The organism is Microlunatus ginsengisoli (assembly GCF_039537205.1).
Classification (GTDB): Bacteria; Actinomycetota; Actinomycetes; order Propionibacteriales; family Propionibacteriaceae; genus Microlunatus; species Microlunatus ginsengisoli.
This window is the reverse complement of sequence record NZ_BAABAB010000050.1, coordinates 88773-113319: the sequence shown is the minus strand read 5'-3', so window position 1 is coordinate 113319 and position 24547 is coordinate 88773. Positions and strand designations below refer to the sequence as shown.

At 70.3% G+C, this 24547-nt stretch carries 21 protein-coding genes; 12 read left to right on the top strand and 9 right to left on the bottom strand.

Annotated elements, in window-relative coordinates; genetic code table 11:
• Positions 1-311: 311 nt before the first annotated feature.
• From ABD747_RS23850 to ABD747_RS23840, 3 genes are all read left to right on the top strand, one after another.
• Positions 312-1652, top strand: a complete 1341-nt coding sequence (locus tag ABD747_RS23850) for a PhoH family protein (protein WP_344809404.1) — start codon at positions 312-314, stop codon at positions 1650-1652.
• Between the two features lie 208 nt (positions 1653-1860).
• A complete protein-coding gene (locus tag ABD747_RS23845) occupies positions 1861-2568 on the top strand; it encodes an aggregation-promoting factor C-terminal-like domain-containing protein (protein WP_344809402.1) in 708 nt (235 codons plus the stop codon).
• Positions 2569-2742: 174 nt separating this feature from the next.
• On the top strand, positions 2743-3195 hold the full coding sequence (locus ABD747_RS23840) for a pyridoxamine 5'-phosphate oxidase family protein (protein ID WP_344809400.1): 453 nt from the start codon (positions 2743-2745) through the stop codon (positions 3193-3195).
• 10 nt (positions 3196-3205) lie between these two features.
• Here ABD747_RS23840 and ABD747_RS23835 read toward each other — a convergent pair whose 3' ends face one another.
• Positions 3206-4600: a class II fumarate hydratase gene (locus ABD747_RS23835; RefSeq protein WP_344809398.1), complete on the bottom strand. Its 1395-nt coding sequence runs from the start codon at positions 4598-4600 to the stop codon at positions 3206-3208.
• Between the two features lie 230 nt (positions 4601-4830).
• The gene (locus tag ABD747_RS23830) at positions 4831-5502 is read right to left on the bottom strand and encodes a spermidine synthase (protein WP_344809396.1); all 672 of its coding nucleotides are present in this window, start codon (positions 5500-5502) and stop codon (positions 4831-4833) included.
• A 49-nt stretch (positions 5503-5551) separates the two neighbouring features.
• Between ABD747_RS23830 and ABD747_RS23825 the strand changes: the two genes are divergently transcribed.
• Positions 5552-6106 carry a DUF4245 domain-containing protein gene (locus ABD747_RS23825; protein WP_344809394.1) on the top strand — a complete coding sequence of 185 codons (555 nt, stop codon included), beginning with the start codon at positions 5552-5554 and terminating at the stop codon, positions 6104-6106.
• Between the two features lie 33 nt (positions 6107-6139).
• On the opposite strand, the gene ABD747_RS23820 is transcribed toward ABD747_RS23825, so the two are convergent.
• Positions 6140-6307 (bottom strand): hypothetical protein, encoded by a 168-nt coding sequence (locus tag ABD747_RS23820; RefSeq protein ID WP_344809392.1) that lies wholly within the window; start codon positions 6305-6307, stop codon positions 6140-6142.
• An 87-nt stretch (positions 6308-6394) separates the two neighbouring features.
• Between ABD747_RS23820 and ABD747_RS23815 the strand changes: the two genes are divergently transcribed.
• Positions 6395-7372, top strand: coding sequence for a helix-turn-helix domain-containing protein (locus tag ABD747_RS23815; RefSeq protein WP_344809390.1), 978 nt, complete (start codon positions 6395-6397; stop codon positions 7370-7372).
• A gap of 102 nt (positions 7373-7474) precedes the next feature.
• Here ABD747_RS23815 and ABD747_RS23810 read toward each other — a convergent pair whose 3' ends face one another.
• From ABD747_RS23810 to xseA, 4 genes are all read right to left on the bottom strand, one after another.
• Positions 7475-8452, bottom strand: coding sequence for a PfkB family carbohydrate kinase (locus ABD747_RS23810; RefSeq protein WP_344809388.1), 978 nt, complete (start codon positions 8450-8452; stop codon positions 7475-7477).
• Entirely contained in the window at positions 8452-9876 is a 1425-nt protein-coding gene (locus ABD747_RS23805; protein ID WP_344809386.1) for a sugar porter family MFS transporter, read from the bottom strand. Before ABD747_RS23805 ends, ABD747_RS23810 begins: the two co-directional genes overlap by 1 nt.
• A 111-nt stretch (positions 9877-9987) precedes the next feature.
• Positions 9988-10218: an exodeoxyribonuclease VII small subunit gene (locus ABD747_RS23800; protein WP_344809384.1), complete on the bottom strand. Its 231-nt coding sequence runs from the start codon at positions 10216-10218 to the stop codon at positions 9988-9990.
• Positions 10205-11461: an exodeoxyribonuclease VII large subunit gene (gene xseA / locus ABD747_RS23795; protein WP_344809382.1), complete on the bottom strand. Its 1257-nt coding sequence runs from the start codon at positions 11459-11461 to the stop codon at positions 10205-10207. The genes ABD747_RS23800 and xseA overlap by 14 nt, the downstream gene beginning before the upstream one ends.
• Before the next feature lie 55 nt (positions 11462-11516).
• On the opposite strand from xseA, the gene ABD747_RS23790 reads away from it, so the two are divergent.
• A complete protein-coding gene (locus ABD747_RS23790; protein ID WP_344809380.1) occupies positions 11517-12518 on the top strand; it encodes a 4-hydroxy-3-methylbut-2-enyl diphosphate reductase in 1002 nt (333 codons plus the stop codon).
• A 4-nt stretch (positions 12519-12522) separates the two neighbouring features.
• Complete coding sequence (locus ABD747_RS23785; RefSeq protein WP_344809378.1) at positions 12523-13245, top strand: HEAT repeat domain-containing protein; 723 nt, start codon at positions 12523-12525, stop codon at positions 13243-13245.
• 20 nt (positions 13246-13265) lie between these two features.
• Here ABD747_RS23785 and ABD747_RS23780 read toward each other — a convergent pair whose 3' ends face one another.
• Positions 13266-14882 (bottom strand): DNA recombination protein RmuC, encoded by a 1617-nt coding sequence (locus tag ABD747_RS23780; protein ID WP_344809376.1) that lies wholly within the window; start codon positions 14880-14882, stop codon positions 13266-13268.
• A gap of 193 nt (positions 14883-15075) precedes the next feature.
• On the opposite strand from ABD747_RS23780, the gene ABD747_RS23775 reads away from it, so the two are divergent.
• Together ABD747_RS23775 and ychF are read left to right on the top strand one after the other, a co-directional pair.
• Positions 15076-16338 (top strand): M18 family aminopeptidase, encoded by a 1263-nt coding sequence (locus ABD747_RS23775; RefSeq protein WP_344809374.1) that lies wholly within the window; start codon positions 15076-15078, stop codon positions 16336-16338.
• 414 nt (positions 16339-16752) lie between these two features.
• Entirely contained in the window at positions 16753-17826 is a 1074-nt protein-coding gene (gene ychF / locus ABD747_RS23770) for a redox-regulated ATPase YchF (RefSeq protein WP_344809372.1), read from the top strand.
• A gap of 44 nt (positions 17827-17870) precedes the next feature.
• Here the strand turns inward: ychF and ABD747_RS23765 are convergent, their stop codons facing one another.
• Positions 17871-19067 carry a GNAT family N-acetyltransferase gene (locus ABD747_RS23765; RefSeq protein WP_344809370.1) on the bottom strand — a complete coding sequence of 399 codons (1197 nt, stop codon included), beginning with the start codon at positions 19065-19067 and terminating at the stop codon, positions 17871-17873.
• Positions 19068-19327: 260 nt separating this feature from the next.
• On the opposite strand from ABD747_RS23765, the gene ABD747_RS23760 reads away from it, so the two are divergent.
• From ABD747_RS23760 to ABD747_RS23750, 3 genes are all read left to right on the top strand, one after another.
• A complete protein-coding gene (locus ABD747_RS23760; protein ID WP_344809369.1) occupies positions 19328-20098 on the top strand; it encodes a PIG-L deacetylase family protein in 771 nt (256 codons plus the stop codon).
• Between the two features lie 54 nt (positions 20099-20152).
• The gene (gene pepN, locus ABD747_RS23755) at positions 20153-22684 is read left to right on the top strand and encodes an aminopeptidase N (RefSeq protein ID WP_344809368.1); all 2532 of its coding nucleotides are present in this window, start codon (positions 20153-20155) and stop codon (positions 22682-22684) included.
• A 186-nt stretch (positions 22685-22870) separates the two neighbouring features.
• Positions 22871-24526: a peptide ABC transporter substrate-binding protein gene (locus tag ABD747_RS23750; RefSeq protein WP_344809366.1), complete on the top strand. Its 1656-nt coding sequence runs from the start codon at positions 22871-22873 to the stop codon at positions 24524-24526.
• Positions 24527-24547: the final 21 nt, after the last annotated feature.

The following is a 24547-nucleotide window of genomic DNA, read 5'->3' as shown; positions in this document are numbered from 1 at the left end:
TCACCGGGCGAACGGTGCCCTGTATCCGCGGTGTGACGATCTGATGAATCATCGGACACGCCAGCGCTCAGCTGGTCCGAGCTGGCCCCCGAACGACGTAGCGTCGGACCTACGAGCCGCAGTTCCGCGGGTCGTACGGGAGGCGATCGATGCACCGTCGTCCGATTGACGCTCAGCGGGCCTCCGGCCCGGCGGACAGACCCAGCGGGCCATTTTCCTTCGTGGAGGCGGCCCGCAGACCATCCCGGCCCACCTGCTAGCCAGCGCGGCCGGACGCAGCTGGCGTACGGTCGCGCAGAAGAGGACAGAACGTGTCGTCTGCACTCGCCGCCGCCAGCCCTGCCGACTCCCAGACGTCCGAGACGCGTCGGACGTACGTCGTGGACACGTCGGTCCTGCTCAGCGATCCGCACGCTCTGCGCCGGTTCGCCGAGCACGACATCGTGCTGCCGGTCGTCGTCATCACCGAGCTCGAGGCGAAGCGCCATCACCCGGAGTTGGGCTACTTCGCCCGCACCGCGCTGCGCCATCTGGACGATCTGCGGATCGCGTACGGCCGGCTGGATGCGCCGGTGCCGGTCAACGAGATCGGCGGAACGGTCCACGTCGAGCTGAATCACACCGATCCGGCGGTGCTGCCGGCGGGCTTCCGGCTCGGCGACAACGACTCGAGGATCCTCGCCGTGGCGCTCAACTTCGCGGCTGAGGGTCGCTACGTCACGCTGGTCTCCAAAGACCTGCCGATGCGGGTCAAGGCATCGGCGGTCGGGCTGACCGCGGAGGAGTATCGCGCCGAGCTGGCCGTCGAGTCGGGCTGGACCGGGATGGCCGAGCTGGAGGTCGCCACCGACCAGATCGACACCTTGTACGAGACCGGGTTCCTGGACTGCGACGGCGCCCGGGACCTGCCCTGCCACACGGGTGTGGTGCTGCTGAGCGGCTCGCACACCGCGCTGGCCCGGGTCACCCCGGCCAAGGAGTTGCGGCTGATCAAGTCCGAGCGGGACGCGTTCGGCATCCACGGCCGGTCGGCCGAGCAGCGGGTCGCCCTCGACCTGTTGCTCGACCCGAGCGTCGGGATCGTCTCGCTCGGCGGTCGGGCCGGCACCGGCAAGTCGGCGCTGGCGCTGTGCGCGGGTCTGGAGGCGGTGATGGAACGCCGCCAGCACAGCAAGGTCGTGGTGTTCCGGCCGCTGTATGCGGTGGGCGGCCAGGAGCTCGGCTACCTGCCCGGCACCGAGGGCGAGAAGATGGCGCCGTGGGCCCAGGCGGTTTTCGACACCCTCGGCGCGGTCACCTCGAAGGTGGTGATCGAGGAGATCATGGAGCGCGGGATGCTCGAGGTGCTGCCGCTGACCCACATCCGCGGCCGCTCGCTGCACGACGCGTTCGTGATCGTGGACGAGGCCCAGTCGCTGGAGCGCAACGTGCTGCTCACCGTGCTGAGCCGGATCGGCCAGGACTCCCGGGTGGTGCTCACCCATGATGTCGCCCAGCGCGACAATCTCCGAGTCGGCCGCCATGACGGTGTGGTCGCCGTGGTGGAGAAGTTGAAGGGGCATCCGCTGTTCGCTCACGTCACGCTGCACCGCTCCGAGCGCTCGCCGATCGCCGCCCTGGTCACCGATCTGCTCGAGGACATCTCGCTATAGCGATGGTGGCCTGGCCGCCGGCGTCTCCGGAAACTGTGCAGGTCTTGCAGTCCCGATCGGCGTGTCGGTGCAAGACACGCACAGTTTCCGGGAGGAGAGGCGGCGGCTGTGAGGTTCACCACCTCCGGCCGTGTCAACGGAAGACCAGTATCGGACTGGTCTCAGTTTGATTTCGTTTTGATAACGACTGTGTGGCAGTGTCGCCGGTGTGCGACGCATCTTCCTTCACGCCATCGTCGGAGCCGGGGTTCTGCTCCTGACCGCCCTCGTGGTGGCCGGCGGCCTCGTCAGCGGTCCGACGCAGACCAGTGTCGCGCTTGCCGAGGGAACGGCGGACGTATCCGTCCCGAGCCCGGTCAAGGCCGTTCAGGACGCGGTTCGCGGCGACGAGGGCACTTCGCGTGACACCCAGCGCGCCGCGCTCGCCGCGAGCGCGACCCAGCTCAGCGCCTCCCAACAGCGCCGCGAGGTCGCGCTGGCCAAGCAGCAGCAGGCGATCGTGGCTCGCGAGGTGGCGCTGAAGAAGAAGGCCGAGGCGGCTCGCAAGAAGAAGATCGCGGCCGAGAAGGCGCGGATCGCCCGGATCAAGAAGCTCGGTTACGAACCCGGCACCACGAATCCGAAGACGATCGCGAAGCAGATCCTGAAGAACAAGTACGGGTACGGCGCCGGCCAGTTCAGCTGCTTCAACAACATCATCATGCGCGAGTCGATGTGGGACATCAACGCGACGAACGCGAGCTCGGGAGCCTACGGCATCCCGCAGGCGCTGCCGGGCAACAAGATGGCCTCGGTCGGCTCGGACTGGCGGACCAACCCCGCGACCCAGATCATCTGGGGGATCCAGTACATGAAGAGCACCTACGGCAGCCCGTGTGGCGCCTGGAGCTTCAAGAGCTCGCACGGCTGGTACTGACGCAAATCGGGCGCTCGATCCGAGAGCGGGGCTGAAATCGGCCCGGTTCGGCGATCGAGCGCCCGAATCGCGTCAGTCGGCTGACTAGCGCGAAAATCACCTGGTGCCCGTGCGCACCCCGCGAGTACGTTCCGGAGTAACGCGCGGTGTGGCGCGGGTGCTCGGGAGGTCGCGATGGGTCACGGTCTGGAGTTGTTGAGCGATCCGGTGGCGGAGCGGCTGCTCGCCTCCACGAATCCGGCCCGGCTGGCGTACAGCTGGACGGACGGGACGCCCCGCGTCGTGCCGATCTGGTTTCACTGGGACGGCATCCGCGTGTATTTCGGCACGCCGCCGAGTGCGCCGAAGATCAAGGCGCTGCAAGCCGATCCGTCCGTTGCAGTGACCATCGACTCCAACGCGTTTCCGTGGGACGTGCTGATGATCCGTGGCGAGGTGACCGTCGAGATCCTCCCCGACGTCGGGCCGGAGTACGTGGCCGCGGCGGAACGCTACTTCGGACCGGAGGCTGCCGCCACCTGGGTGTCCCAGATGCGCGGGCGACCGATGGCCCGCATCGCGCTCACACCCGAGTCGGTCCGTGTTCTGGACTTCCAGACCCGGTTCCCGAGCGCGATGAGCGCCTGAACCGGCCGGGTCAGGCCGGCGGCCGGGTCATCGCCAGCACGTCGAGAGCCGCGTCCAGCTGCTCCTCGGTCAGCTTGCCGTCGTCGACGAAGCCGGACTCGACGACCACCTGCCGGATCGTCTTGTTCTCCTTGAGCGCCTTCTTGGCCACCGCGGCCGCGTTCTCATAGCCGATGTAGCGGTTCAGCGGCGTGACGATCGACGGTGACGACTCGGCCAGGGTCCGGCAGTGGTCGACGTTGGCGACGATGCCGGCGACGCAGCGGTCGGCCAGCAGCCGGCTGACGTTCGCGATCAGCCGGATCGACTCGAGCACGTTGCGCGCCATCACGGGCAGCATCACGTTCAGCTCGAACGCCCCGCTCGCGCCCGAGAAGGCCACCGCTGCGTCGTTGCCGATCACCTGGGCGGCGACCATCGTGGTGGCCTCGCAGATCACCGGGTTCACCTTGCCCGGCATGATGGAGGATCCCGGCTGCAGATCGGGCAGCGCGATCTCGCCGAGCCCGGCGCGCGGCCCGGAGCCCATCCAGCGCAGGTCGTTGGCGATCTTGTTCAGGCTGACCGCGATGGTCCGCAGCGCGCCGGACGCCTCGACCAGCCCGTCGCGCGCCCCCTGGGCCTCGAAGTGGTTGCGCGCCTCGGTCAGCGGCAGGCCGGTCTGGTCCGCGATGATCCCGATCACCGACGCGGCGAAGCCGGCCGGGGTGTTGATCCCGGTGCCGACCGCGGTGCCGCCGAGCGGAAGCTCGGCGACCCTGGGGAGGGCTGCCTCGACCCGCTCGACGCCGTAGCCGATCGCGGCCGCGTACCCGCCGAACTCCTGGCCCAGCGTGACCGGCGTGGCGTCCATCAGGTGCGTACGCCCGCTCTTGACCACCTCGGTGAACTCGTCGGCCTTGCCCTGCAGGCTTTGCTGCAGGTGTCGAAGGGCCGGGATCAGGTCCTCGACCAGGCTCTTGGTCGCGGCGATGTGGATCGCGCTGGGGAAGACGTCGTTGCTGGACTGGGACGCGTTGACGTGGTCGTTCGGGTGGATCGCATCGCCGGCGAATCCGCTGGCCAGGGTCGCGATCACCTCGTTGGTGTTCATGTTCGACGAGGTGCCCGAACCGGTCTGGAACACGTCGATCGGGAACTGATCGTCGTGCGCGCCGGAGGCGACCTCGCCGGCCGCCCGGACGATGGCCTCGGCCCGCTCGGCGCTGAGCACACCGAGCTTCTCGTTCGTCTGCGCGGCGGCGCCCTTGATCAGCCCGAGGGCCGCGATCAGCGCCGGGTCGATCGGTACGCCCGAGATCGGGAAGTTCTCCACGGCTCGTTGGGTCTGGGCCTTGTAGAGCGCGGCCGCGGGGACGCGAACCTCACCCATCGTGTCGTGCTCGATCCGGAAGTCGTCGGCCATGGGCCACATTCTGGACTACGCCCGGGTATGCGCGCCGGACCGCCCTCCTCGCGTACCTCGGACGCGGCAACCCGGACCGGAAACTGTGCCGGTCCGGCAGTGCCGGTCGGCGTGTCGCTGCAAGACGCGCACAGTTTCCCGGGGAGGCGGGCGGGGCGAGGGTCCGCGAGGAGGGGTGGGGCGAGGGTCCGCGAGGAGGGGTGGGGCGAGGGTCCGGGAGGAGGGGTGGGTCAGCGGGTCAGGATGTAGATGGCGTACGTGAACTGCCGCCCCTGCCGTACGACCTCCGTCAGCTCTTCGCGGACCGCGCCGCCGAGACCGGCGAGGGTGAGGGCGAGAGCGGGCGCCGGTCCCTGGCACCACACCGCCAGGACGCCGCCGGGACGGAGCCGGTCGGCGGCCGCCGCCAGCAGTTCGGCGGAGTAGACCCGCGCGTTCGCCTCGTGGATCAGGAAGTCGGGGCCGTTGTCGACGTCCAGCACGATCGCGTCCCAGCGGCGGTCGTCCTCGGTGCGCAGTACGTCGGCGATGTCGGCGATCGTGAGCCGGACCCGCGGGTCGGTCGCCACGGCGGCCAGCGTGCCGGTGACGCCGGCCCGGGCCCAGGACACCAGGCAGCCCTCGATCTCCACGACCTCCACCCGGCCGGCGCCGAGGCGCAGCAGCTCCGCGGCGGTGAAGCCGAGTCCGAGCCCGCCGACCAGCACCTCCGCGCCCGGACGGGGCAGCGTCCGGGCCAGCGCGCGCTCGGTCGAGGTCTCGGCCGAGTCCATCGCGAAGGTCCCGTTCACGATCAGCTCGTCCACCTCGCAGGCGCCGGTCAGCAGCCGCCGGCGCAGCACCACCTCACCGCGCGGGCTGTCGGCACGCGCCAGCACGCGCAGTTCCTCGACGTCGGTCACGCAGCGATGATGGCATCGAGCGCCGGCTCGGACGTGGAACGATGGGTGGGTGGCACGCAGCAGCACCAGGGACGCATCCGCCGGCGACATGATCCGCTCGCTCGCCGTGATCATCATCCCGCTGCTGATCATCACCTTCTTCTTCACCCGCAGTCTGGGCGACCATCCGGTGGCCGTGGTGGACTACCAGCCGGTGCTCGCCCAGGCGCGCTCGCAGGCGTCCTATCCGGTGCTGGCGCCGACCGGGCTGCCGGCGGACTGGCGAGCCACTCGGGCGACCTGGGTGAAGACCGGCGAGGCCGGCCTGGATGACGAGCCGTCACCACGCAATTCCTGGACGCTGGGCTTCCTCGACCCGACCGACACCTATATCGGGCTCTACCAGGGCGACGCCGAGACCGACGCGATGGTCGACGCGGCCACCCGCAAGGGGCACGCTGACGGGACCAGCGAGATCGGGGGTCAGACCTGGGAACGCCGGGTCAGTGCCGACGGCCGGACGCGGTCGCTGGTGCTGGTCGGTCCCGAGGTCACCACCGTGGTGGCCGGCGATGTCGGGTACGAGGACCTGGACGCGTACGCCGCGACTCTGCGCTCGTCGTAGGGTTCGCGACCTACACGGGCCGGGCTGCCCGGCTCAGTCCTCGCGACGCGCCCGCAGGTCGTGCAGCACGCGATCGCGATCGCGGTCCGCCGAGAGGTCTCGGCCGTGTGGGCCGACGTACAGGCCGTGACGGCGCCGGCTGAACTCCAGTACGACGATCAGCAGGCCGACGATCAGCAGGAAGGTCATGAATCCGCTCATGGCAGAAATCATTCTCCCGATTGATTCGCGCCACTACTGGCAAAGGTGACGTTGTGCGCAAGAAACCTGCCATCTAGGATGGCGGGCATGGCACTCCGCAGCGTCAGCGTCGTTCTGATCGAGCCCGTCGCCGTCTTCGAGTTCGGGGTCGCGGTCGAGGTCTTCGGGCTGGATCGCCGCGACGACGGCGTGCCGGACTTCGACTTCCACGTCTGCGCGATCAACCCGGGTGTCCCGTTGGAGACCAAGAACCGCTCGGCGTTCACGATCGTGGCGAGCGACGGCCTCGACGTGGTGCCGGACAGCGACCTGGTGGTGATCGCTCCGACCCTGCCGCGGCCGGACTATCCGGTCGAGGTGATCGACGCGCTCCGGGCCGCATACGACAACGGCGCGACCCTGCTGACGCTGTGCTCGGGGTCGTTCATCCTCGGCGCGGCCGGGCTGTTGGACGGCCGGCGCAGCACGACGCACTGGATGTATGCCGACGCCATGGCCGAGCGGTTCCCGGCGGCGATCGTCGACCCCCGCGTGCTGTACGTCGACGACGGCCAGATCATCACCAGCGCCGGAACCGCGGCCGGGATCGATGCCTGCCTGCATTTCGTCCGGCGCGAGCTGGGCACCGCGGTGGCCACCAAGATCGCCCGCCGGATGGTCGTCCCGCCGCAGCGCGACGGCGGCCAGCAGCAGTTCGTCGAGGTGCCGATCCCGCAAAGCACCGCCGACAGTCTCGCGCCGCTGCTGGCGCACGTGGTCGAGCATCTCGACGACCAGCACACGGCCTCGTCGATGGCGCGGCGCGCGATGATGAGCGAGCGGACGTTCGCCCGGCGGTTCACCGCCGAGACCGGGACGACCCCGCACAAGTGGTTGATCCAGCAGCGCGTGCTCGCGGCCCGTGCGCTGCTGGAGGAGTCGGATCTGTCCGTGGAGCAGATCGCCGTTCGGGTGGGCTTCAACTCGGCCGTCGTGCTGCGTGAACACTTCCGGCGCCAGATCGGCCTCGCGCCGGTGGAGTATCGCCGGCGGTTCTGCCCCCGCGACGACGAGTCCGCTGCCTGACCCCTGCGAGGCGTGGCCGCGGGGCTCGCGCCCAGCGGTGCGGAAAGAGGAAGGGCCGGTGCGGAAAGGGGAAGGGCCGGTGCGGCCCTTCCCCTTAGCGCGTCAGCGAAGCCGCGGATCGGCCTGCCGGACCGCCTCCACCTCGGCGATGGTGGGTGCGTACGCGCCCGCGTGGCTGACCGTCAGCGCGCTCGTCACCACGGCCCGGTGCAGCGCCGGCTGGACGGCCGCCCAGCCCGCCTCGCGGAGCCGTCGACCCGCCTCGAGCGACCCGAGCAGGCCGCTGTCGAGCAACCCAGAGACCAGGCCGGCCATGAACGAGTCACCGGCGCCGACCGTGTCGACCACCGGGACCGTCAGCTGGTCGACGTGCAGCATGTCGCGATCGCTCGCCAGCGCGGCGTGCGCGCCCCACGGTCCGCGGGTCACCACCACCATCGCCGGCCCGGACCGGACCCACCGTCGCATGACCTCCTCGACGGGCTCGTCCGGATAGAGCCAGCCGAGGTCTTCGTCGCTGGCCTTCACCAGGTCCGAGAGGCCGACGAGGTTCTCGATCCGGTCCCGGACCGCCGCCGGTGAGCTCATCACCGACGGCCGGATGTTCGGGTCGTAGGAGATGGTGGCGTGCGTCTTCGCCCGGGTGACCAGCTCGACCACCTGCGAGCCGCCCGGCTCGAGCGTGGCCGCGATGCTGCCGGTGTGCACGTGGCCGTGGCGCGACAGGTCCTCGATCACCGGCACCTGCCAGTCGAGGTCGAACTCGTAGCGGGCCCGGCCGTGCTCGTCGAGGTCGGCAAAGGCGACGGAGGTGCGATCGGCCCAGTTCGTCCCGGGCACGATCTCGACTCCCGCGCTGTCCGCCCAGGCGGCGAGCCGGTCACCTCGCTCGTCCTTGCCCCACCAGGACGCGATGCTCGTCGGCCGGCCCAACGTCGCGGCCCCGACCGCGACGTTGAGCAGGCTGCCGCCGACGTGTTCCTCCGCGCTGCCGAGTCCGATCACGACGTCGATCAGCGCCTCACCCAGGCTCAGCAGGTGCGCGGCCGGACGTGACGCCGATATCGATGACGTCGACATCAGTGGCCCCGCGCGGCGAGCGGGTCGACGGTGTCACGAGGGTCGTGGGTCAGACCGAGCTTGGCCTCCATCTCCTCCAGCGGCACGCCCTTCGTCTCCGGCATCACCTTCAGCACCCAGATCAGCTGACCGATCATCGCGATGAAGAAGATGCTGAACGCCGCGCCGCCGCCGAAGGCGCCGATGATCGGCGGGAAGATGAACGAGGTGATGGCGGCGAAGACCCAGTGGGTCAGGCTGCCCAGCGACTGGCCACGACCGCGGATCCGGTTCGGGAAGATCTCGGAGATGAACACCCAGATGACCGAGCCCTGGCCGAAGGCGTGGGCGGCGATGAAGACCATCAGGCCGATCAGCACGAGCACCGAGGAGGTGCTGCTGAACGCACCGCCGAGGACCTTCTCGTAGTAGAACATCAGACCGGTGAGGAAGCCGAGCGAGATCAGGTAGCCGATCGAGCCGATGATCATCAGCTTGCGACGGCCCAGCTTGTCGATCACGGTCAGCGCCAGCATGGTGGCGATCAGGTTCACCGCGCCCACCGCGACGCTCATCAGGTAGGCCGCGTTCGCGCTCGCGCCGGCCTCCTGCATCACCCGGGGGGCGTAGTAGAGGATCGCGTTGATGCCGGACATCTGGTTGAAGAAGGCGATCGCGACGGCCAGCAGGATGACCTTCGCGTGGCCCCGGGTGAAGAACGGGACGCTCGGCGCGTTCTCCGCGGCCTCGAGCGAGGAATGGATCTCGGCCATCTGAGCGTCGGCCTCCTCCGGGGTGGTGCACAGCCGGCGGCTGGTCTTCTCGGCGGCGTCCCACTGGCCGTCGGCCGCGAGCCAGCGCGGCGTCTCCGGCACGGTCGGCAGCAACAGCAGGAAGATCGCGGCCGGCACCACCATCACGCCGAGCATCCAGCGCCAGGCGTGGTCCTCGGTGACGATCGAGCGGATGACGGCGTTGGACGCGTACGCCACCAGGATGCCGAGCACGATGTTGAACTGGACCAACCCGACCAGCTTGCCTCGGTTGGCCGGGGGCGCGACCTCCGCGGTGTAGATCGGTGCACACACGCTCGATGCGCCCACACCCAACCCGCCGATGAACCTGAAGACCATCAGAGTCTCGGCGGTCGGGGCGAGGGCGGAGCCGATCGCACCGATGACGTACAGGATGCCGATGACGTAGAGGACCTTCTTGCGGCCATAACGGTCGGCGGGTTTGCCGGCGATCAGGGCACCGATGATGGTGCCGATGAGGGCCGTGGTGACGGTGAACCCGAGCATGGCATCGCTCAGGCCAAACGCTTGTTGGATCTGCTCTTCTGCGCCCGAGATGACAGCGGTGTCAAAGCCAAAGATCAGGCCTCCGACGGCTGCCACGACTGCGCTTCGAATCACAAGTGGCTTCATGGATGACAACGTAGTCATAATTCCGTGGCACGTCAGTGACGGATCTCTCAAACTCCGGAATTATTCCGTGGGCTCGATCACACGCGGGCCGAGCCGGCACCGGTGGCTCGACCGGCCTGGTCAACCCGGTCAGCCCGGGGCGCTGTCCGGATCCGCGCCGGGACGCGCCGCGTCGATCTTGGCCCGGGCGCCGTCCAGCCAGCGCTGGCAGATCGCCGCCAGCACCTCGCCGCGCTCCCACAGCGCCAGCGCCTCGTCCAGCGGGGCCCCGCCGGACTCCAGCCGCTGCACGATCGAGACCAGCTCGTCGCGTGCGGCCTCGTAGCTCGGCTCCGGCGTCGCGCCGTCAGGCTCGGTCATCGTTCTCCTCGGTCTCGCCGCCGATCGATCCCGGCAGCACGCCGACGGTGGTCGCCACCAGCTGCCCGTCGGCCAGATAGGCCCGGATCTCCTCGCCCGTCGCGACGCCGCCGACGGTCGTGATCGCTCGGCCGTCGGCGTCCACCACGATGGCGTAGCCCCGTTCGAGCGTCGCCTTCGGCGACATCGCCCGCACCCGGGCGATGGTGTGCTCCAGCCCGGTCCCCTCCCGGTCGAGCCGGTGGGTCAGCGCCCGCCTGCTGCGGTCACGCAGCGACGCCAGCTGCTCGAAGCGCGGGTTCAGCGAGGCGCGCGGATCGGCGAGCACCGGTCGGCTGCGCAGCGCCGTCAGCTGGTCCTGGTGGCGGCGCACCAGGCCGCGGATCGCGCCGTCCAGCCGCGTCCGTGCCTGACTGAGCCGCTGCGCTTCCTCGGCGACGTCCGGCACGACCCGCTTCGCCGCGTCGGTCGGTGTCGAGGCCCGTACGTCGGCGACGAGGTCGAGGATCGGGGTGTCGGTCTCGTGCCCGATCGCGCTGACCACCGGGGTCCGGCAGGCCGCGACGGCGCGGATCAGGCCCTCGTCGGAGAACGGCAGCAGGTCCTCGACCGAGCCGCCGCCGCGGGCGATCACGATCACCTCCACGGCGGGGTGGGCGTCCAGCTCGCGGAGCCCGCCGATCACCTGCTCGGCGGACTGCTGGCCCTGGACCAGGACGTACCGGGTCTCCAGCACGACACCCGGCCAGCGCCGCCTCGCGTTCTCGACCACGTCGCGCTCCGCGGCACTGTTGGCCGCCGTGATCAGGCCGACCCGGCGGGGGAGCAGCGGCAGCCGGCGCTTGCGGGCCGGGTCGAACAGGCCCTCGGCCTGCAGCAACCGCTTGGTCTGCTCCAGCCGGGCCAGCAAGCGTCCCTCGCCGACCGGCGTGATCGCGTCGCAGACGTAGCTGAGCCTGCCGTTCTGCTCGAAGTACGTCGGTTTCAGCCGGGCGACCACCCGCGCGCCCTCGCTCACCGGCCCGGCGACGTCCAGGGTCATCGGGGAGATGGAGGCGGACACGGACACGTTCGCCAGCGGGTCGCGCAGGGTCAGGAACACGATCTTGCTCGCCGAGCGCCGGTTCAGCTCGATCAGCTGGGCCTCCACCCAGACGGCACCCAGCCGGTCCACCCAGCCGCGGACCGCGGACGTGATCACCCGCAGCGGTTGCGGGTGCTCCGGGGAGGACTCCAGCGGCACGGGTCACACACTAGACAAGGCTCCGGACAGCACGGCCGCCCATACACTGGCGACCATGAGCACCACCCCGACATCGGCCCGCGCCGCGCAGGACCACAGCACGAAGTCCGTGGTGGTCGCCGCCCCGCGCGGCTACTGTGCCGGCGTCGACCGGGCGGTGATCACGGTGGAAAAGGCGCTCGACACCTACGGGCCGCCGATCTATGTCCGTAAGCAGATCGTGCACAACCGGCACGTAGTGGAGGACCTGGAGGCGCGCGGCGCGATCTTCGTCGACGAGCTCGACGCCGTGCCCGCGGGCGCGACCGTGGTGTTCTCCGCACATGGCGTCTCGCCAGCGGTGCACGCCGAGGCGGCCGACCGCCGCCTCAAGGCGATCGACGCGACCTGCCCGCTGGTCACCAAGGTGCACCACGAGGCGAAGCGGTTCGCCCGCGACGACGTCGACATCCTGCTGATCGGCCACGCCGGCCACGAAGAGGTCGAAGGCACCAGCGGCGAGGCGCCCGAGCACATCACCCTGGTCGAGCGGCCCGAGGACGTGGACGCACTGGAGGTGCGGGATCCGTCCCGGGTGGCCTGGCTCAGCCAGACCACGCTCAGCGTCGACGAGACGCTGGAGACGGTCAGCCGGTTGCGGCAGAAGTTCCCGCTGCTGATCGATCCGCCGAGTGACGACATCTGCTACGCCACGTCGAACCGGCAGGCCGCCATCAAGCAGATCGCCCGGCACTCCGACCTGGTCATCGTGGTCGGCTCGGCGAACTCCTCGAACTCCGTCCGGCTGGTCGAGGTCGCGCTGGAGGCGGGGGCCAAGGCGGCCTATCGGGTCGACAACGCCGGCGAGATCGACGACGCCTGGCTGGACGGCGTGGACAACGTCGGCGTCACCAGCGGTGCGTCGGTGCCCGACGACCTGGTGCACGGGGTGCTCGACTTCCTGGTCACCCGTGGTTTCCCGGGTGCGACCGAGGAACGGCTGACCGAGGAGTCGCTGGTCTTCGCGCTGCCGCCGGAGCTGCGCCGGGACCTCCGCAAGGGCGCGATCAACGACTGATCCGATGGCGGCGACCAGGCGGCAGCCCGGCAAACGGGAGCGCTGCCGGGCAATCTTGCGGGCGCTGCCGGAGGCCGCGATCCCCGGCTACCTGATCGAGCACTCAGGACTGCCCGGGCCGCGGGCGGACCTAGAGCTGCTGACCGCGTTCGGCGACATCGCCTCCGCGGCGCTGATCCGCCGGCTGGCCGAAGACGAGGACGAATACCTGCGCAGCTGCGGAACCGCGGCGCTCGGCCGGCTGCTGCTCGCCGCATCGGACGACGAGGGCGTACGTTCGCTGCTGGCCGTGCGGGCGAGGGACGCCTCCTGGCGGGTGCGCGAGGCGGTGGCGATGGCCGGTCAGCGGATCGGCGACGAGGACCCGGCGCAGATGCTGGCGCTGGTCGAGACGTGGGCCGGCAGCGAGGATCCGCTGACGGTCCGGGCCGCGATCGCCACGGTCTGCGAACCGCGGCTGCTGAGGGACTCGGCGTCGACCACGGCCGCACTCCGAACCTGCCGGGTCGCGACGGACTTCCTCGCCGCGCTGCCGGCCGCGCGGCGGCGCGAGCCGGACGTACGCACCCTGCGGCAGGCGCTGGGCTATTGCTGGAGCGTCGCCGTCGCCGCTGACCCGGCGGCAGGTCTGCCGGCTTTCGACGCGCTCGCCGGTTCGCCCGACCCCGATGTCGGGTGGATCGTCCGGGAGAACCGGAAGAAGAGGCGGTTGCAGGCCTTGCTCTGATCGGCGACTCCGCCGGGCCGTCAGGAGGAGGCCCGGCGTTCCGTGGCCGGCTTCGCAGGCTCGGCCTCGTCGACCAGCGCGAGCAGGTCGGGGTCGCCCCGGACGAGCTCATCGGCCTCGGGCATGGCGGAGTGCGGCCGCGTCCGCCGCGGCGTCCGGCCCACCATGGGCTCGATCCGGATCGCGTCCTCGACTAGCTCGGCGGCCTGGATCTGCCGGACGGGGTCGTCGACGCTGGTCAGCCCGGCCAGCTCGGTGTCGCTGACCTTCAGGTCCCGGAACCGGCGCGCGCTGACCAGCACGGTGCCCTCCACCGTGGCGATGGTCTCGTTGTACGCGTTCACCGAGGTCCGCAGCGCCCGGCCCAGCTTGTCGAACCGGTTGCCCATCAGGCCGAGCCGGCCGTACAGCTCGCGGCCCAGCCGGAACACCTCGGCCGCGCTCTCGGCCAGCGCCGCCTGCTTCCAGCCGTAGGCCACCGCGCGCAGCATCGCGATCAGGGTGGTCGGCGTCGCGATCACGACGTTGCGCTGCGCGGCGACCTCGTACAGATCGGGGAGCTGGTCCAGCGCCGCGGCGAAGAACGCCTCGCTGGGCAGGAACAGCACCACGAACTCGGGGCTGTCCGCGGCCTGCCAGTACTGCTTGGACGACAGCTGGTCGACGTGGGTCCGGACGTTCTTGGCGTAGCGGGCCAGCGCCTCCGACTGGGCCCGCTCGTCGGTGGCCTCGGCGGCATCCAGGAACGCGCTCAGCGGGACCTTGGAGTCGACGAAGACGTGCTTGCCCTCGGCCAGATTGACTCGCATGTCGGGCCGCAGGGTGGCGTCTTGCGCGGTCATCGTGTGCTGCAGGTCGAAGTCGCAGCGATCCAGCATGCCGGCCAGCTCGGCCACCCGGCGGAGCTGCGTCTCGCCCCACGCACCCCGGATGTGCGGCTTGCGCAGGGCGGTGGTCAGCGCGTTCGTCTCCCGGCGGAGCTGCTCGCCGGTCAGCTGCACCGACTGGACCTGGTTGCGCAGGTCGGTGGCCATCGCCACTCGTTCCTTCTCGACCTCGGCCAGCCGGGCGTTGAACGCTTCCAGGCTGGCGCGGACCGGCACCATCAGCTGCTCGGTCGCGCGGAACCGTGCGTCTGCTGTCGCGTCGACGGACTTGCCCTGCCGCTCGGCGGTCTCCGCGGCGAGCACCTTGAACTGGTTGACCATCGACTCGCGGTCGGCGGCCGCCTCCGACACTCGCTGGCAGGCGGCGTCGCGCTGGGCGAGCGCGGTGGCGAGCTGAGCACCCACCTCGGCGGCCTCGGCCTGGGCCTGGGCGGCCTCGACCTGTGCCTGCGCGACCAGCTCCCCGGCGCGCGCCGCCTCCGCCTGTGATCTGGCCACGTCGGTCTGCGCCCGGGCCACCTCGGTCTGGGCCCGGGCCGCGTCCGCCTGGACCCGGGAGGCCTCGGAGCGGGCCGCGGCCGCGTCGGAGCGAGCCTGCGCGACGTCGGCGCGGGCCTGCGCGAGCGAGCCCGCGCGCTCGGCGTCCCGGACGTCGCCGCGCGACCGGGTGACCACGATCCCGACGACGGTGCCCAGCCCGAGGCCGAGCAGCACGCCGACGACGAGGGCGATCACGGTCAGTGCATCCATGCCGGCGAGTCTGCCCAAGGGCCCGGACAATTCCTCGCACGCGACCGCGGGGCGTGTCGTGCGGCCCTGATTTCGTCCCCCGAGCCGCCATCGGAGGGCCGGTGCAGGGCCTTTCACCGCCACTGGCGTGCAGAAATCAGGGTCGAGCGCCGGCCTCGGTTCCGCCGGCCGGGGCGCGGATAGCGTGAGGACCATGACCGACGCCCTCGACCACGCGCACGATCTCTGTGATTTCGTCGGCGCGTCCCCCTCGCCGTACCACGCCGCGGCGGAGCTGTCCCGGCGGTTGGCCGGAGCCGGATTCGTCCAGCAGCGAGAGGTCGATCCGTGGGCCGCGGGCTCGGGTTTCGTGGTGCGCGACGGTGCGGTGATCGCTTGGCGGTTGCCGGCCGACGCCGCCCCGACCACCCCGTTCCGGATCGTCGGCGCACACACCGACTCGCCGACCTTCAAGCTGAAGCCGCGACCGGACCTGGCCAATGCGGGCTGGCAGCAGCTCGGTGTCGAGGTCTACGGCGGCCCGCTGCTGAACTCGTGGCTGGACCGCGAGCTCGGGCTGGCCGGCCGGCTGGTGCTGATCTCGGGCGAGCACCGGCTGGTCCGGACGGAGGCGATCATGCGGATCCCGCAGCTCGCCATCCATCTCGACCGGGGCGTCAACGACGAGGGCCTCAAGCTCGACAAGCAACAACACCTGTCGCCGGTCTGGGGCGTGGATCGTCGCGACCTGCGGATCCTGAGCCACCTCGCCGAGACCGTCGGCGTCGTGGCCGACGACGTGGCCGGCTGGGATGTGGTCGCGTTCGACACCGCCGCGCCGGCGATCTTCGGCACCGGCCAGGAGTTCCTCGCCTCCGCCCGGCTGGACAACCTGAGCGGCGTGCACGCGGGGCTGTCCGCGTTGATCGAGGCGCCGGCCGCCGGGGCGATCACCGTGCTGGCTGCTTTCGACCACGAGGAGGTGGGCAGCGAGACCCGGTCCGGGGCGGCCGGGCCGTTCCTCGCCGACGTCCTCGGCCGGATCTCGTACGCGCTCGGCGCCGGGCCGGACGAGCGGCGGCGCGCGCTCGCCGGGTCGGTCTGCCTGTCGATCGACGCCGGTCACGCGGTCCACCCGAACTACGCCGGCCGGCACGACCCGGCCAACCACCCGCTGCTCGGTGGTGGCCCGCTGCTCAAGCTGAACGCGAACCAGCGCTACGCCACCGACGCGGTCGGGGCAGCGCTCTGGCGCCGGGCCTGCCGGACCGCCGGCGTCGACACCCAGGAGTTCGTGTCCAACAACGCCATCCCGTGCGGCTCCACGATCGGTCCGATCACCGCGACCCGGCTCGGGATCCGGACCGTGGACGTCGGTCTCCCGCTGCTGTCCATGCATTCCGCGCGCGAGCTGGCCGGGACCGCCGACCCGCTCGCACTCGCCCGGGGGGCCGCCGCCTTCCTCGCCGGGGCCTGATCACCGCGTAGCGGCTCGGCGCCTCGCGGCCCGCACCTGCGCGCTCGCCGCAAAATCCGGCCGTGGCGGGGTTTTGCGGGTCCGGGGGACTGGTGCCGGGCCGAGTTTCCGGCCGCGGCGGGGTTTTGTGGTTCTGGGGGCTGTATCTGGCCGAGTTTCCGGCCTTGGCTGGGTTTTGTGGGTTCTGGGGGCTGTTTCTGGCCCGAGTTTCCGGCCGCGGCGGGGTTTTGCGGGTCCCCCGGCCTGGTGCCGGGCCGAGCTTCCGGCCGTGGCGGGGTTTTCGGCGCCCGAGTTCCCCCGATGTGCCCCAGGCGCAAACCCCCGCCTGCGCAGCGAGGCGAGCTCGTGCCGCACGATCCGGCCGAGCCCTCGATCGGTGAACCCCTGTCGCGGTGCCGGATAGGCTTCCCCCTCGTGGCTCTCACCATCGGCATCGTCGGCCTACCCAACGCGGGCAAGTCGACCCTCTTCAACGCGCTCACCCGCAACGACGTCCTGGCGGCCAACTACCCGTTCGCGACGATCGAGCCGAACGTGGGCGTGGTAGGGGTGCCGGACGCCCGGCTCGGGGTGCTGGCCGAGCTGTTCCACTCCGAGCGGACGGTGCCGGCCACGGTCAGCTTCGTCGACATCGCGGGCATCGTCCGTGGCGCCAGCAAGGGCGAGGGGATGGGCAACGCCTTCTTGTCCCACATCCGTGAGGCGGACGCGATCTGCCAGGTGACCAGGGTGTTCACCGACGCCGACGTGACTCATGTCGACGGCCGGGTGAATCCGGGGAACGACATCGAGACGATCAACACCGAACTGATCCTGGCCGATCTCCAGACCGTGGAGCGGGCGCTCCCGCGGCTCGAGAAGGAGGCCCGGATGAACAAGGACAAGCAGGCCACCCTGGCCGCGGTGCAACAGGCGCAGGAGGTGCTGGACAGCGGACGTACGGTCTTCGCGGCCGGGCTGGACCGCGAACCGCTGCGGGAGCTGTTCCTGCTCACCGCCAAGCCCTTTCTCTACGTCTTCAACTGTGACTCCGACGAGCTCGCCGACGACGATCTCAAGGACCGGCTGCGGACGATCGTGGCACCGGCCGAGGCGATCTTCCTGGACGCCAAGATCGAGTCCGAGCTGGTCGAGATGGAGCCCGACGAGGCGCGCGAGTTCCTCGCCGAGATGGACGTCGAGGAGCCCGGGCTGGACGTGCTCGCCCGGGTGGGTTTCGACACCCTCGGCCTGCAGACCTATCTGACCGCCGGCCCGAAGGAGTCCCGGGCCTGGACCATCCCCAAGGGAGCGACCGCCCCGGAGGCGGCCGGGGTGATCCATACCGACTTCCAGAAGGGCTTCATCAAGGCCGAGGTGATCTCCTTCGAGGACCTGGTCGCGGCCGGTTCGATGGTCGCCGCCCGGTCGAAGGGAAAGGTCCGGCTCGAGGGCAAGGACTACGTCATGGCCGATGGCGACGTGGTCGAGTTCCGCTTCAACGTCTGAGCCGCTTGCCGATCTGATCGGGCTCGCCGAGCCGGGGTACGCCCTCAGAAGTAGTCCCGGATGTGCACCGGACGGCCGGCGAACAGGCTGTCCCAGACCTGGTCGTCGGCCGGGTCGCCGCCGGTCAGCAGGCCGGCGAAGCGGAGGTTCGCGCAGGTCTGGACGCCGGCGTACAACAGCGCGAGGCCGCGCGGGCTGAGTAGCCGGTTCGTGCCGCCGCCGGTCGGCTCGCAGGTCGCCGTGCCGTCGGCGACCCGGAGGGCGTACGTTCCGTCGATCGCGGGCAGCGGGTGGCCGGCCACCGCGAAGGCCAGGTCGGCGACCATCCCGGGCGGGTAGTCCCGCCCGCTCAGCGCGGCGGCGACGTCCAGCACCATCAGCATGTACGGGTCGGAGCTGGTGACCTTCCACTCGCTGACCGGCAGCATCAGCCGGGCGACGTCGGCGCCGGAGGTGTCGATCCTGGTCGTGGGGGTGACCGAGCCGAAGCTGCCGATAGCCGCGAGCAGCGCGCGATAGCCGTCGGCGGTCAGGGCCAGCAGATCGCTGACCTCCAGCACGGCCTCCGGACCGTAGCCACGACCCCGGTTCCAGGAGGCGTAGCCACAGATCGCGTCCTCGCCGTCGACGGCGACCGTGATCCCGGTGAAGGCCGCGATCAGTCCCTCGTCGTCGGTCGGGAACGAGGCCCCCCGGCGCGACAGCGGGCCGTTCTGTGCGGCTGCCCAGGTGTCGTAGACGCCGCGGATCGCGGGTACGTCCGCGGGCCCGGCCCGGCGGGTCCGTACGTTCGACGAGCCGGCCACCCTGGCCAGCGCCCAGGTCGGCAGGGACACGGTGACGTAGTCGGAGACCAGCTCGTAGCCGAACCGTCGATAGATCCCGGCCGCCGACGGGAACAGCGTCGAGATCGCGGCGCCGGCCGCGCGGGCCGCGGCCAGGGTCTCGGCGAACAGCGGAGTGAGCAGGCCGCGGCCGCGATCCTCCGCGGCCACCGTCACGCTGGCGATGCCGGCGGTCCGCACCAGCCGTCCGCCGAACCACGAGTTGTAGTCGCGCCAGGCCATCCGAGCCGCCAGCCGGTCGCCGTCGAATGCGCCGACGAACGTACGTCCCGGCCGGCGCACCGACTCGGCCGCGGGCTGCGTCGGTGGTGTCGCCGGGTCGCCGAACGCCTCCCAGCCGAGCCGCAGCGACGCCTCGGCGTCGTCGTCGCCCAGCGTGCGCACCGTGATCGTCACACCGACCTCCCTGCCGTCATCGAACCACCCCGCCGCCCATGGCACCTTCACACCCCGCACTGCTTCAGACTCGCACTGCTTCACACCCCGGACTGGCGCTTCACACCCCGGACTGGCGCCGCACACCCCGGGCAGAGGGTGTGGGGCAGCAGCCAGGGGTGTGAAGCACCGGGACGGATCGCGGCCGGCTTGCCGCCGAAGCCGTGTCCGAGACGACCGTTTGCCCTAGAGTCGGTGCCGCTGTCCACCGAGGAGGCTTCGTGCCCGAGCGTCTGCCGCTGCTACCCGAGGACTGGGACCGTGCACTGTGTGTGGCGGCCCACCCCGACGACATCGAATACGGCGCGGCATCGGCCGTCGCCCGCTGGACCGCGATGGGCAAGACGGTGACCTATCTGCTGGCTACCCGCGGTGAGGCCGGGATCGACGCGATTCCGCCGGAGCAGGCTGCCCCGATGCGCGAGCAGGAGGAGCGCAACGGCGCGGCAAGGGTGGGCGTGGACGTGGTGGAGTTCCTCGACTACACCGACGGCGTCGTGGAGCTCACCCTCGCACTGCGCCGCGACATCGCCCGGGTGATCCGCCGACACCGGCCGGAGATCATGGTCACCGGCGCCTTCGACGTCCGGGGCGCCGGCGGCAGGTTCAGCAACCAGGCCGATCATCGGGCGGTCGGGCTGGCCGCGCTCGATGCCGCGCGGGACGCGGGCAACCGGTGGATCTTCCCCGAGCTGCTGGACGAGGGGCTCCAACCGTGGGGCGGGGTGCGCTTCGTTGCGGTCGTCGGCAGCGACCGGCCCAGCCACGGCGTGGACGTGACGGGCGAACCGCTCGCCCGGGGCATCACCTCGCTGGAGGCGCACGCCGAGTACACGTCCGGCCTGGGCGGGGCCGCGTTCGACGTGGCGCCCTTCCTCACCTGGTTCGCCAACAGCAGCGGTCCCGCGATCGGGGTCGAAGCCGCGGTGCTGTTCGACCTCTATCGGCTGATCCCGGACGGCCCGATGCCCTGGATGGAGGCGACGAGCTAGCACTCGGGCAGGCTCGGGCGCCGGCCGCTCGGCCGCGGGCATAGGCTCGCCGATGTGCCTTCTGCCGCCTCCGGAAGTCCCACCCACACGAGCCTGCTGCGCACGGAGGCAGAGCGGCGCGCGCGGCTGCTGACGGTCCGCGACACCACGGTCGAGCTCGATCTGACCGAGCCGGCGTCGTTCACCTCGACCACCACGATCTCCTTCGACTGCACCGAGCCGGGCGAGTCCACGTTCGTCGACTTCAAGGGTGTCGAGTTGTGGTCGGCGACCTTGAACGGACGTCTTGTCGATCTCGCCGGCTGGCGCCGGGGCCGGCTCCCGCTGAGCGGGCTGGAGTCGCAGAACACGCTGGTGATCAGCGGTCTGATGGCGTACTCCAGCGACGGCGAGGGCCTGCACCGCCATGTCGACCCGGCGGACAAGCAGACCTACCTGTACGCGATGTCGTTCCTGGACGCCGGCCCGCGCTGGTTCGCCTGCTTCGACCAGCCGGACCTGAAGTCGCCGTACACCTTCGAGGTCCGCGCACCCGAGGACTGGACGGTGCTCGGCAACGGACCGTCCCGGCGGATCTCGCCGGGGCGGTGGCGGATCCGCTCGCCCCATCCGCTCTCGACGTACTTCGTCACCCTGGTCGCCGGTCCCTACCTGTCGGTGCACGACACCTATGTCGACGGCGAGGGCGAGCCGATCCGGCTCGGACTGCACGTCCGGGCGTCGCTCGGGGAGCATCTGGAGGCGGAGGCCGCGGACATGTTCGCGGTCACCAAGGAGTGCTTCGACTACTACCACCGCACCTTCGGCATCCGCTACCCGTTCGGGGACTACCACCAGGCCTTCGTGCCGGATTTCAACGCGGGCGCGATGGAGAACCCCGGCTGCGTGACGTTTCGGGACACGTTCGTCTTCCGGGCCCGGGCGACCGAGGCCGAGCGGGCCAGCAGGGCCGGGGTGATCGCGCACGAGATGGCCCACCAGTGGTTCGGCGACCTGGTCACCATGCGCTGGTGGGACGACCTGTGGCTGAACGAGTCGTTCGCGGAGTACATGGCGCACCGCTGCTGTACCGAGGTCACCCGATACCCGCTGTGGACCGAGTTCGGCATCGTCCGGAAGTCGTGGGGGAGCGCGGCCGACCAGAGCCCGTCGACGCACCCGGTCGCCGGCAACGGGTCGGTCGACGCGGAGTCCGCGTTGCAGGACTTCGACGGCATCTCCTACGCCAAGGGAGCGGCCCTGCTCAAGCAGCTGGTCGCCTTCGTGTCCGACGAGGTGTTCCTGTCCGGGCTGCGGCACTACTTCGAGACCCATGCGTTCGCGAACGCGGAACTGGCCGACCTGCTCGGCGCCTGGACCGACGCCGGCGCGGTCGGGTTGGACGAGTGGGCCGCGCAGTGGTTGCGGACGTCCGGGATGGACACCATCCTGGTCGAGCGGGCTGCGGAGCAGGGCCCCGCGTCGGCGGCCGGCGAGGTCGCCGTCGTCCGGCGCGTGCCGCCGGCCGGTTCCGGTGCGGACCGCACGCACGCGATCGAGGTCGCCGGCTTCGATCCGTACGGCGCCGAGCAGGGCCGCGCCGCCATCCGGCTCGGTACGTCGCCGGAGACCATCCACCTGCCGCGGTCCGCGCTGCTGGTCCCCGACGCCGGGGACGATACCTGGGCCAAGATCCGGTTCGGCGAGGACGCCTGGGCCCTGCTGCCGAGCGTTCTCTCGGGTCGTCCGCCGGCGGCGACACGGGTGGTCGTCTACAACGCGATCCGGGACGCGGTGCGCGACGCCGAGCTCGACCCCGCCACCGCGCTGGACGTCGTGTGCTCCTCGATCGCGGGCGAGCCGGCGGACGTCGTGGTCGCGGCCATGCTCCGGTTCGCCCGAGAATCGCTGGCCGGTCGCTACGCCCCGGCCGCCGCGCGGGCCGCCCGCCTGGCGAGCGTCCATGCGACCGCCCGGGCGGTGCTGCTCGCGGCCGGGGCGGGCTCGGACCGGCAGCTGGTCGGCTTCCGGGCCACGATCGCCAGCAGCGAGGATCTTGGCGAACTGAACGCCTGGCTGGCCGGGGCGGACCTGCCGCCGGGCATCAGGCTGGATCCGGAGTTGATCTGGGCCGTCACGGAGCGGATCGCCATGCTCGGCGGCGACCCCGACATCATCGATCGGGTGCTGACGGCCGACCGCTCGGCCTCGGCCCAGGTGCACGCGGCCCGGGCCAGGGCCGGCCGGCCGGACCCCGCCGCCAAGGAAGCGGCCTGGCAGATCCTGACCCGGCCGTCGGAACTGAGCGCATACGAGGTCTACGCCACCGCGGAGGGCTTCTTCCTGCCCTGGCAGCAGTCCGTGACCGAGCCGTACGTGCGGCGTTACTTCGCCGAGATCGGAGAGACTGCGACGTTCCGGACCGGCTGGGCGCTCGGCCGCGCCTCGATGCTGACGTTCCCGATCGACGCCTCGGCGCAGGCGTTGGGGCTAGCCGAAACTGCCTTGTCACGGCCCGATCTGGCGGCGCCGATCCGACGTTCGATCGCCGATGGAACCGACGAACTGCGTCGAGCGTTGACTGCTCGATCCCGCTGGCCTGCGTAGGGTAACCCTTAAAGACAGGACAAACTACTCTCAGGTCACAATCATGTTGCGCGTTTGCCTTCTTCGCCGCGAGGACTTGAGGTTTTTACTTTGATGTCCTAGAACTGTTGAGGTTCCGCGCACATAGAGTGCGGTATCAGTGTCGCCCGGATCCGGGCGGTTCTGTCCCTGGAGGAGGAGAAATCTATGCGAGGAAAGACTCGCCTCATGATCGTCTCCGCCATCGCACCGCTCGCCCTCGTGGCGTCGGCCTGCGGTGGCGGTGGCGGTGAGTCGCCCGGCACGGAGAGCAGCGGTGGCGGCACCGGCGGGGAGATCTCGATCCGGAGCTGCACCCCGCAGAACCCGCTGATCCCGGCCAACACGAACGAGGTCTGCGGCGGCAACGTCCTGGACGCGGTCGATGCCAAGCTGATCCACTACAACGCGGATACCGCCGCTCCCGAGCTGGATATCGCGCAGTCGATCGATACCACCGACAACCAGAACTTCACGGTCAAGCTGAACCCCGGCTACAAGTTCCAGGACGGCACCGAGGTCACGGCGAAGAGCTTCGTCGACGCCTGGAACTGGGCCGCGTACGGGCCGAACGGCAACCTGAACGCGTACTTCTTCACCCCGTTCGAGGGCTACACCGACGTCCAGTGCGGCACCACCGCCGAGGGCGACTCCGACTGCAAGAACAAGCCGCCGAAGGCCAAGACGATGAGCGGGCTGAAGGTGGTCGACGATCACACCTTCACCATCAAGACCTCGGAGAAGGTCTCGAACCTCCCGGTCCGGCTCGGCTACACCGTGTTCGCGCCGCTGCCGGACTCGTTCTTCAAGGATCCGAAGGCGTTCGCCCAGAAGCCGATCGGCGCCGGCCCGTTCAAGGTCGACAGCATCTCCGACACCGAGATGGTGCTGAGCAAGTTTGCCGACTACTCGGGCAAGAACAAGCCGAACGTCGACAAGGTCACCTTCCGGATCTACAACGACGACGGCAGCGCCGGATACAACGACGTCGTGGCGAACAACCTCGACATCACCGACCTGATCCCGACCGACCGGATGACCGGCGACCTCTACAAGCAGGAACTGCCGGATCGCAACGGCATCCGCGACACCGGCGTGATCGCGGTGAACTCGTTCTCGCCGATCGATCCGAACTGGAAGGACATCCGGATGCGAGAGGCCGTCTCGATGGCCATCGACCGGGACCTGATCAACAAGCAGATCTTCAACGGCACCCGCCCGCCGCTGGACGGCTGGGTCTCCCCGGTGGTCGACGGCTTCAAGGCCGGCGCCTGCGGCGACAACTGCAAGTACAACCCGGACCAGGCCAAGAAGCTCTACGCCGAGGCCGGCGGCTACAAGAACGGCCCGCTCACCATCGCGGTGAACGGTGACGGTGGCCACAAGCCGTGGGCAGATGCCGCCTGCAACTCGATCAAGAACACCCTCGGGCTCGACTGCGTGACCAAGGTCTACCCGACGTTCGCGGCGCTGCGCACCGCGATCGGCAAGCGCGAGGTCAGTGGTCTGTTCCGCTCCGGCTGGCAGATGGACTACCCGTCGATCGAGAACTTCCTGGCCCCGATCTACGGCACCGGCGCCGGCTCGAACGACACCGGCTACAGCAACAAGGAGTTCGACGCCAAGCTCGCCGAGGCCGCCGCGGCCAGCTCGTCGGACGAGGCCAACCAGAAGTACCAGGAGGCCGAGGGGATCCTCGCCAAGGACTTCCCGACGATGCCGATGTGGAGCTACTCCAACGCCTTCGGCTGGTCCGACCGGGTGACCGACGTCAAGATGACGCCGTTCAGCACGTTCGATCTGTCGGCCGTCAAGGTCAAGTGAGCCCGAGCCGTATGGCTCAGT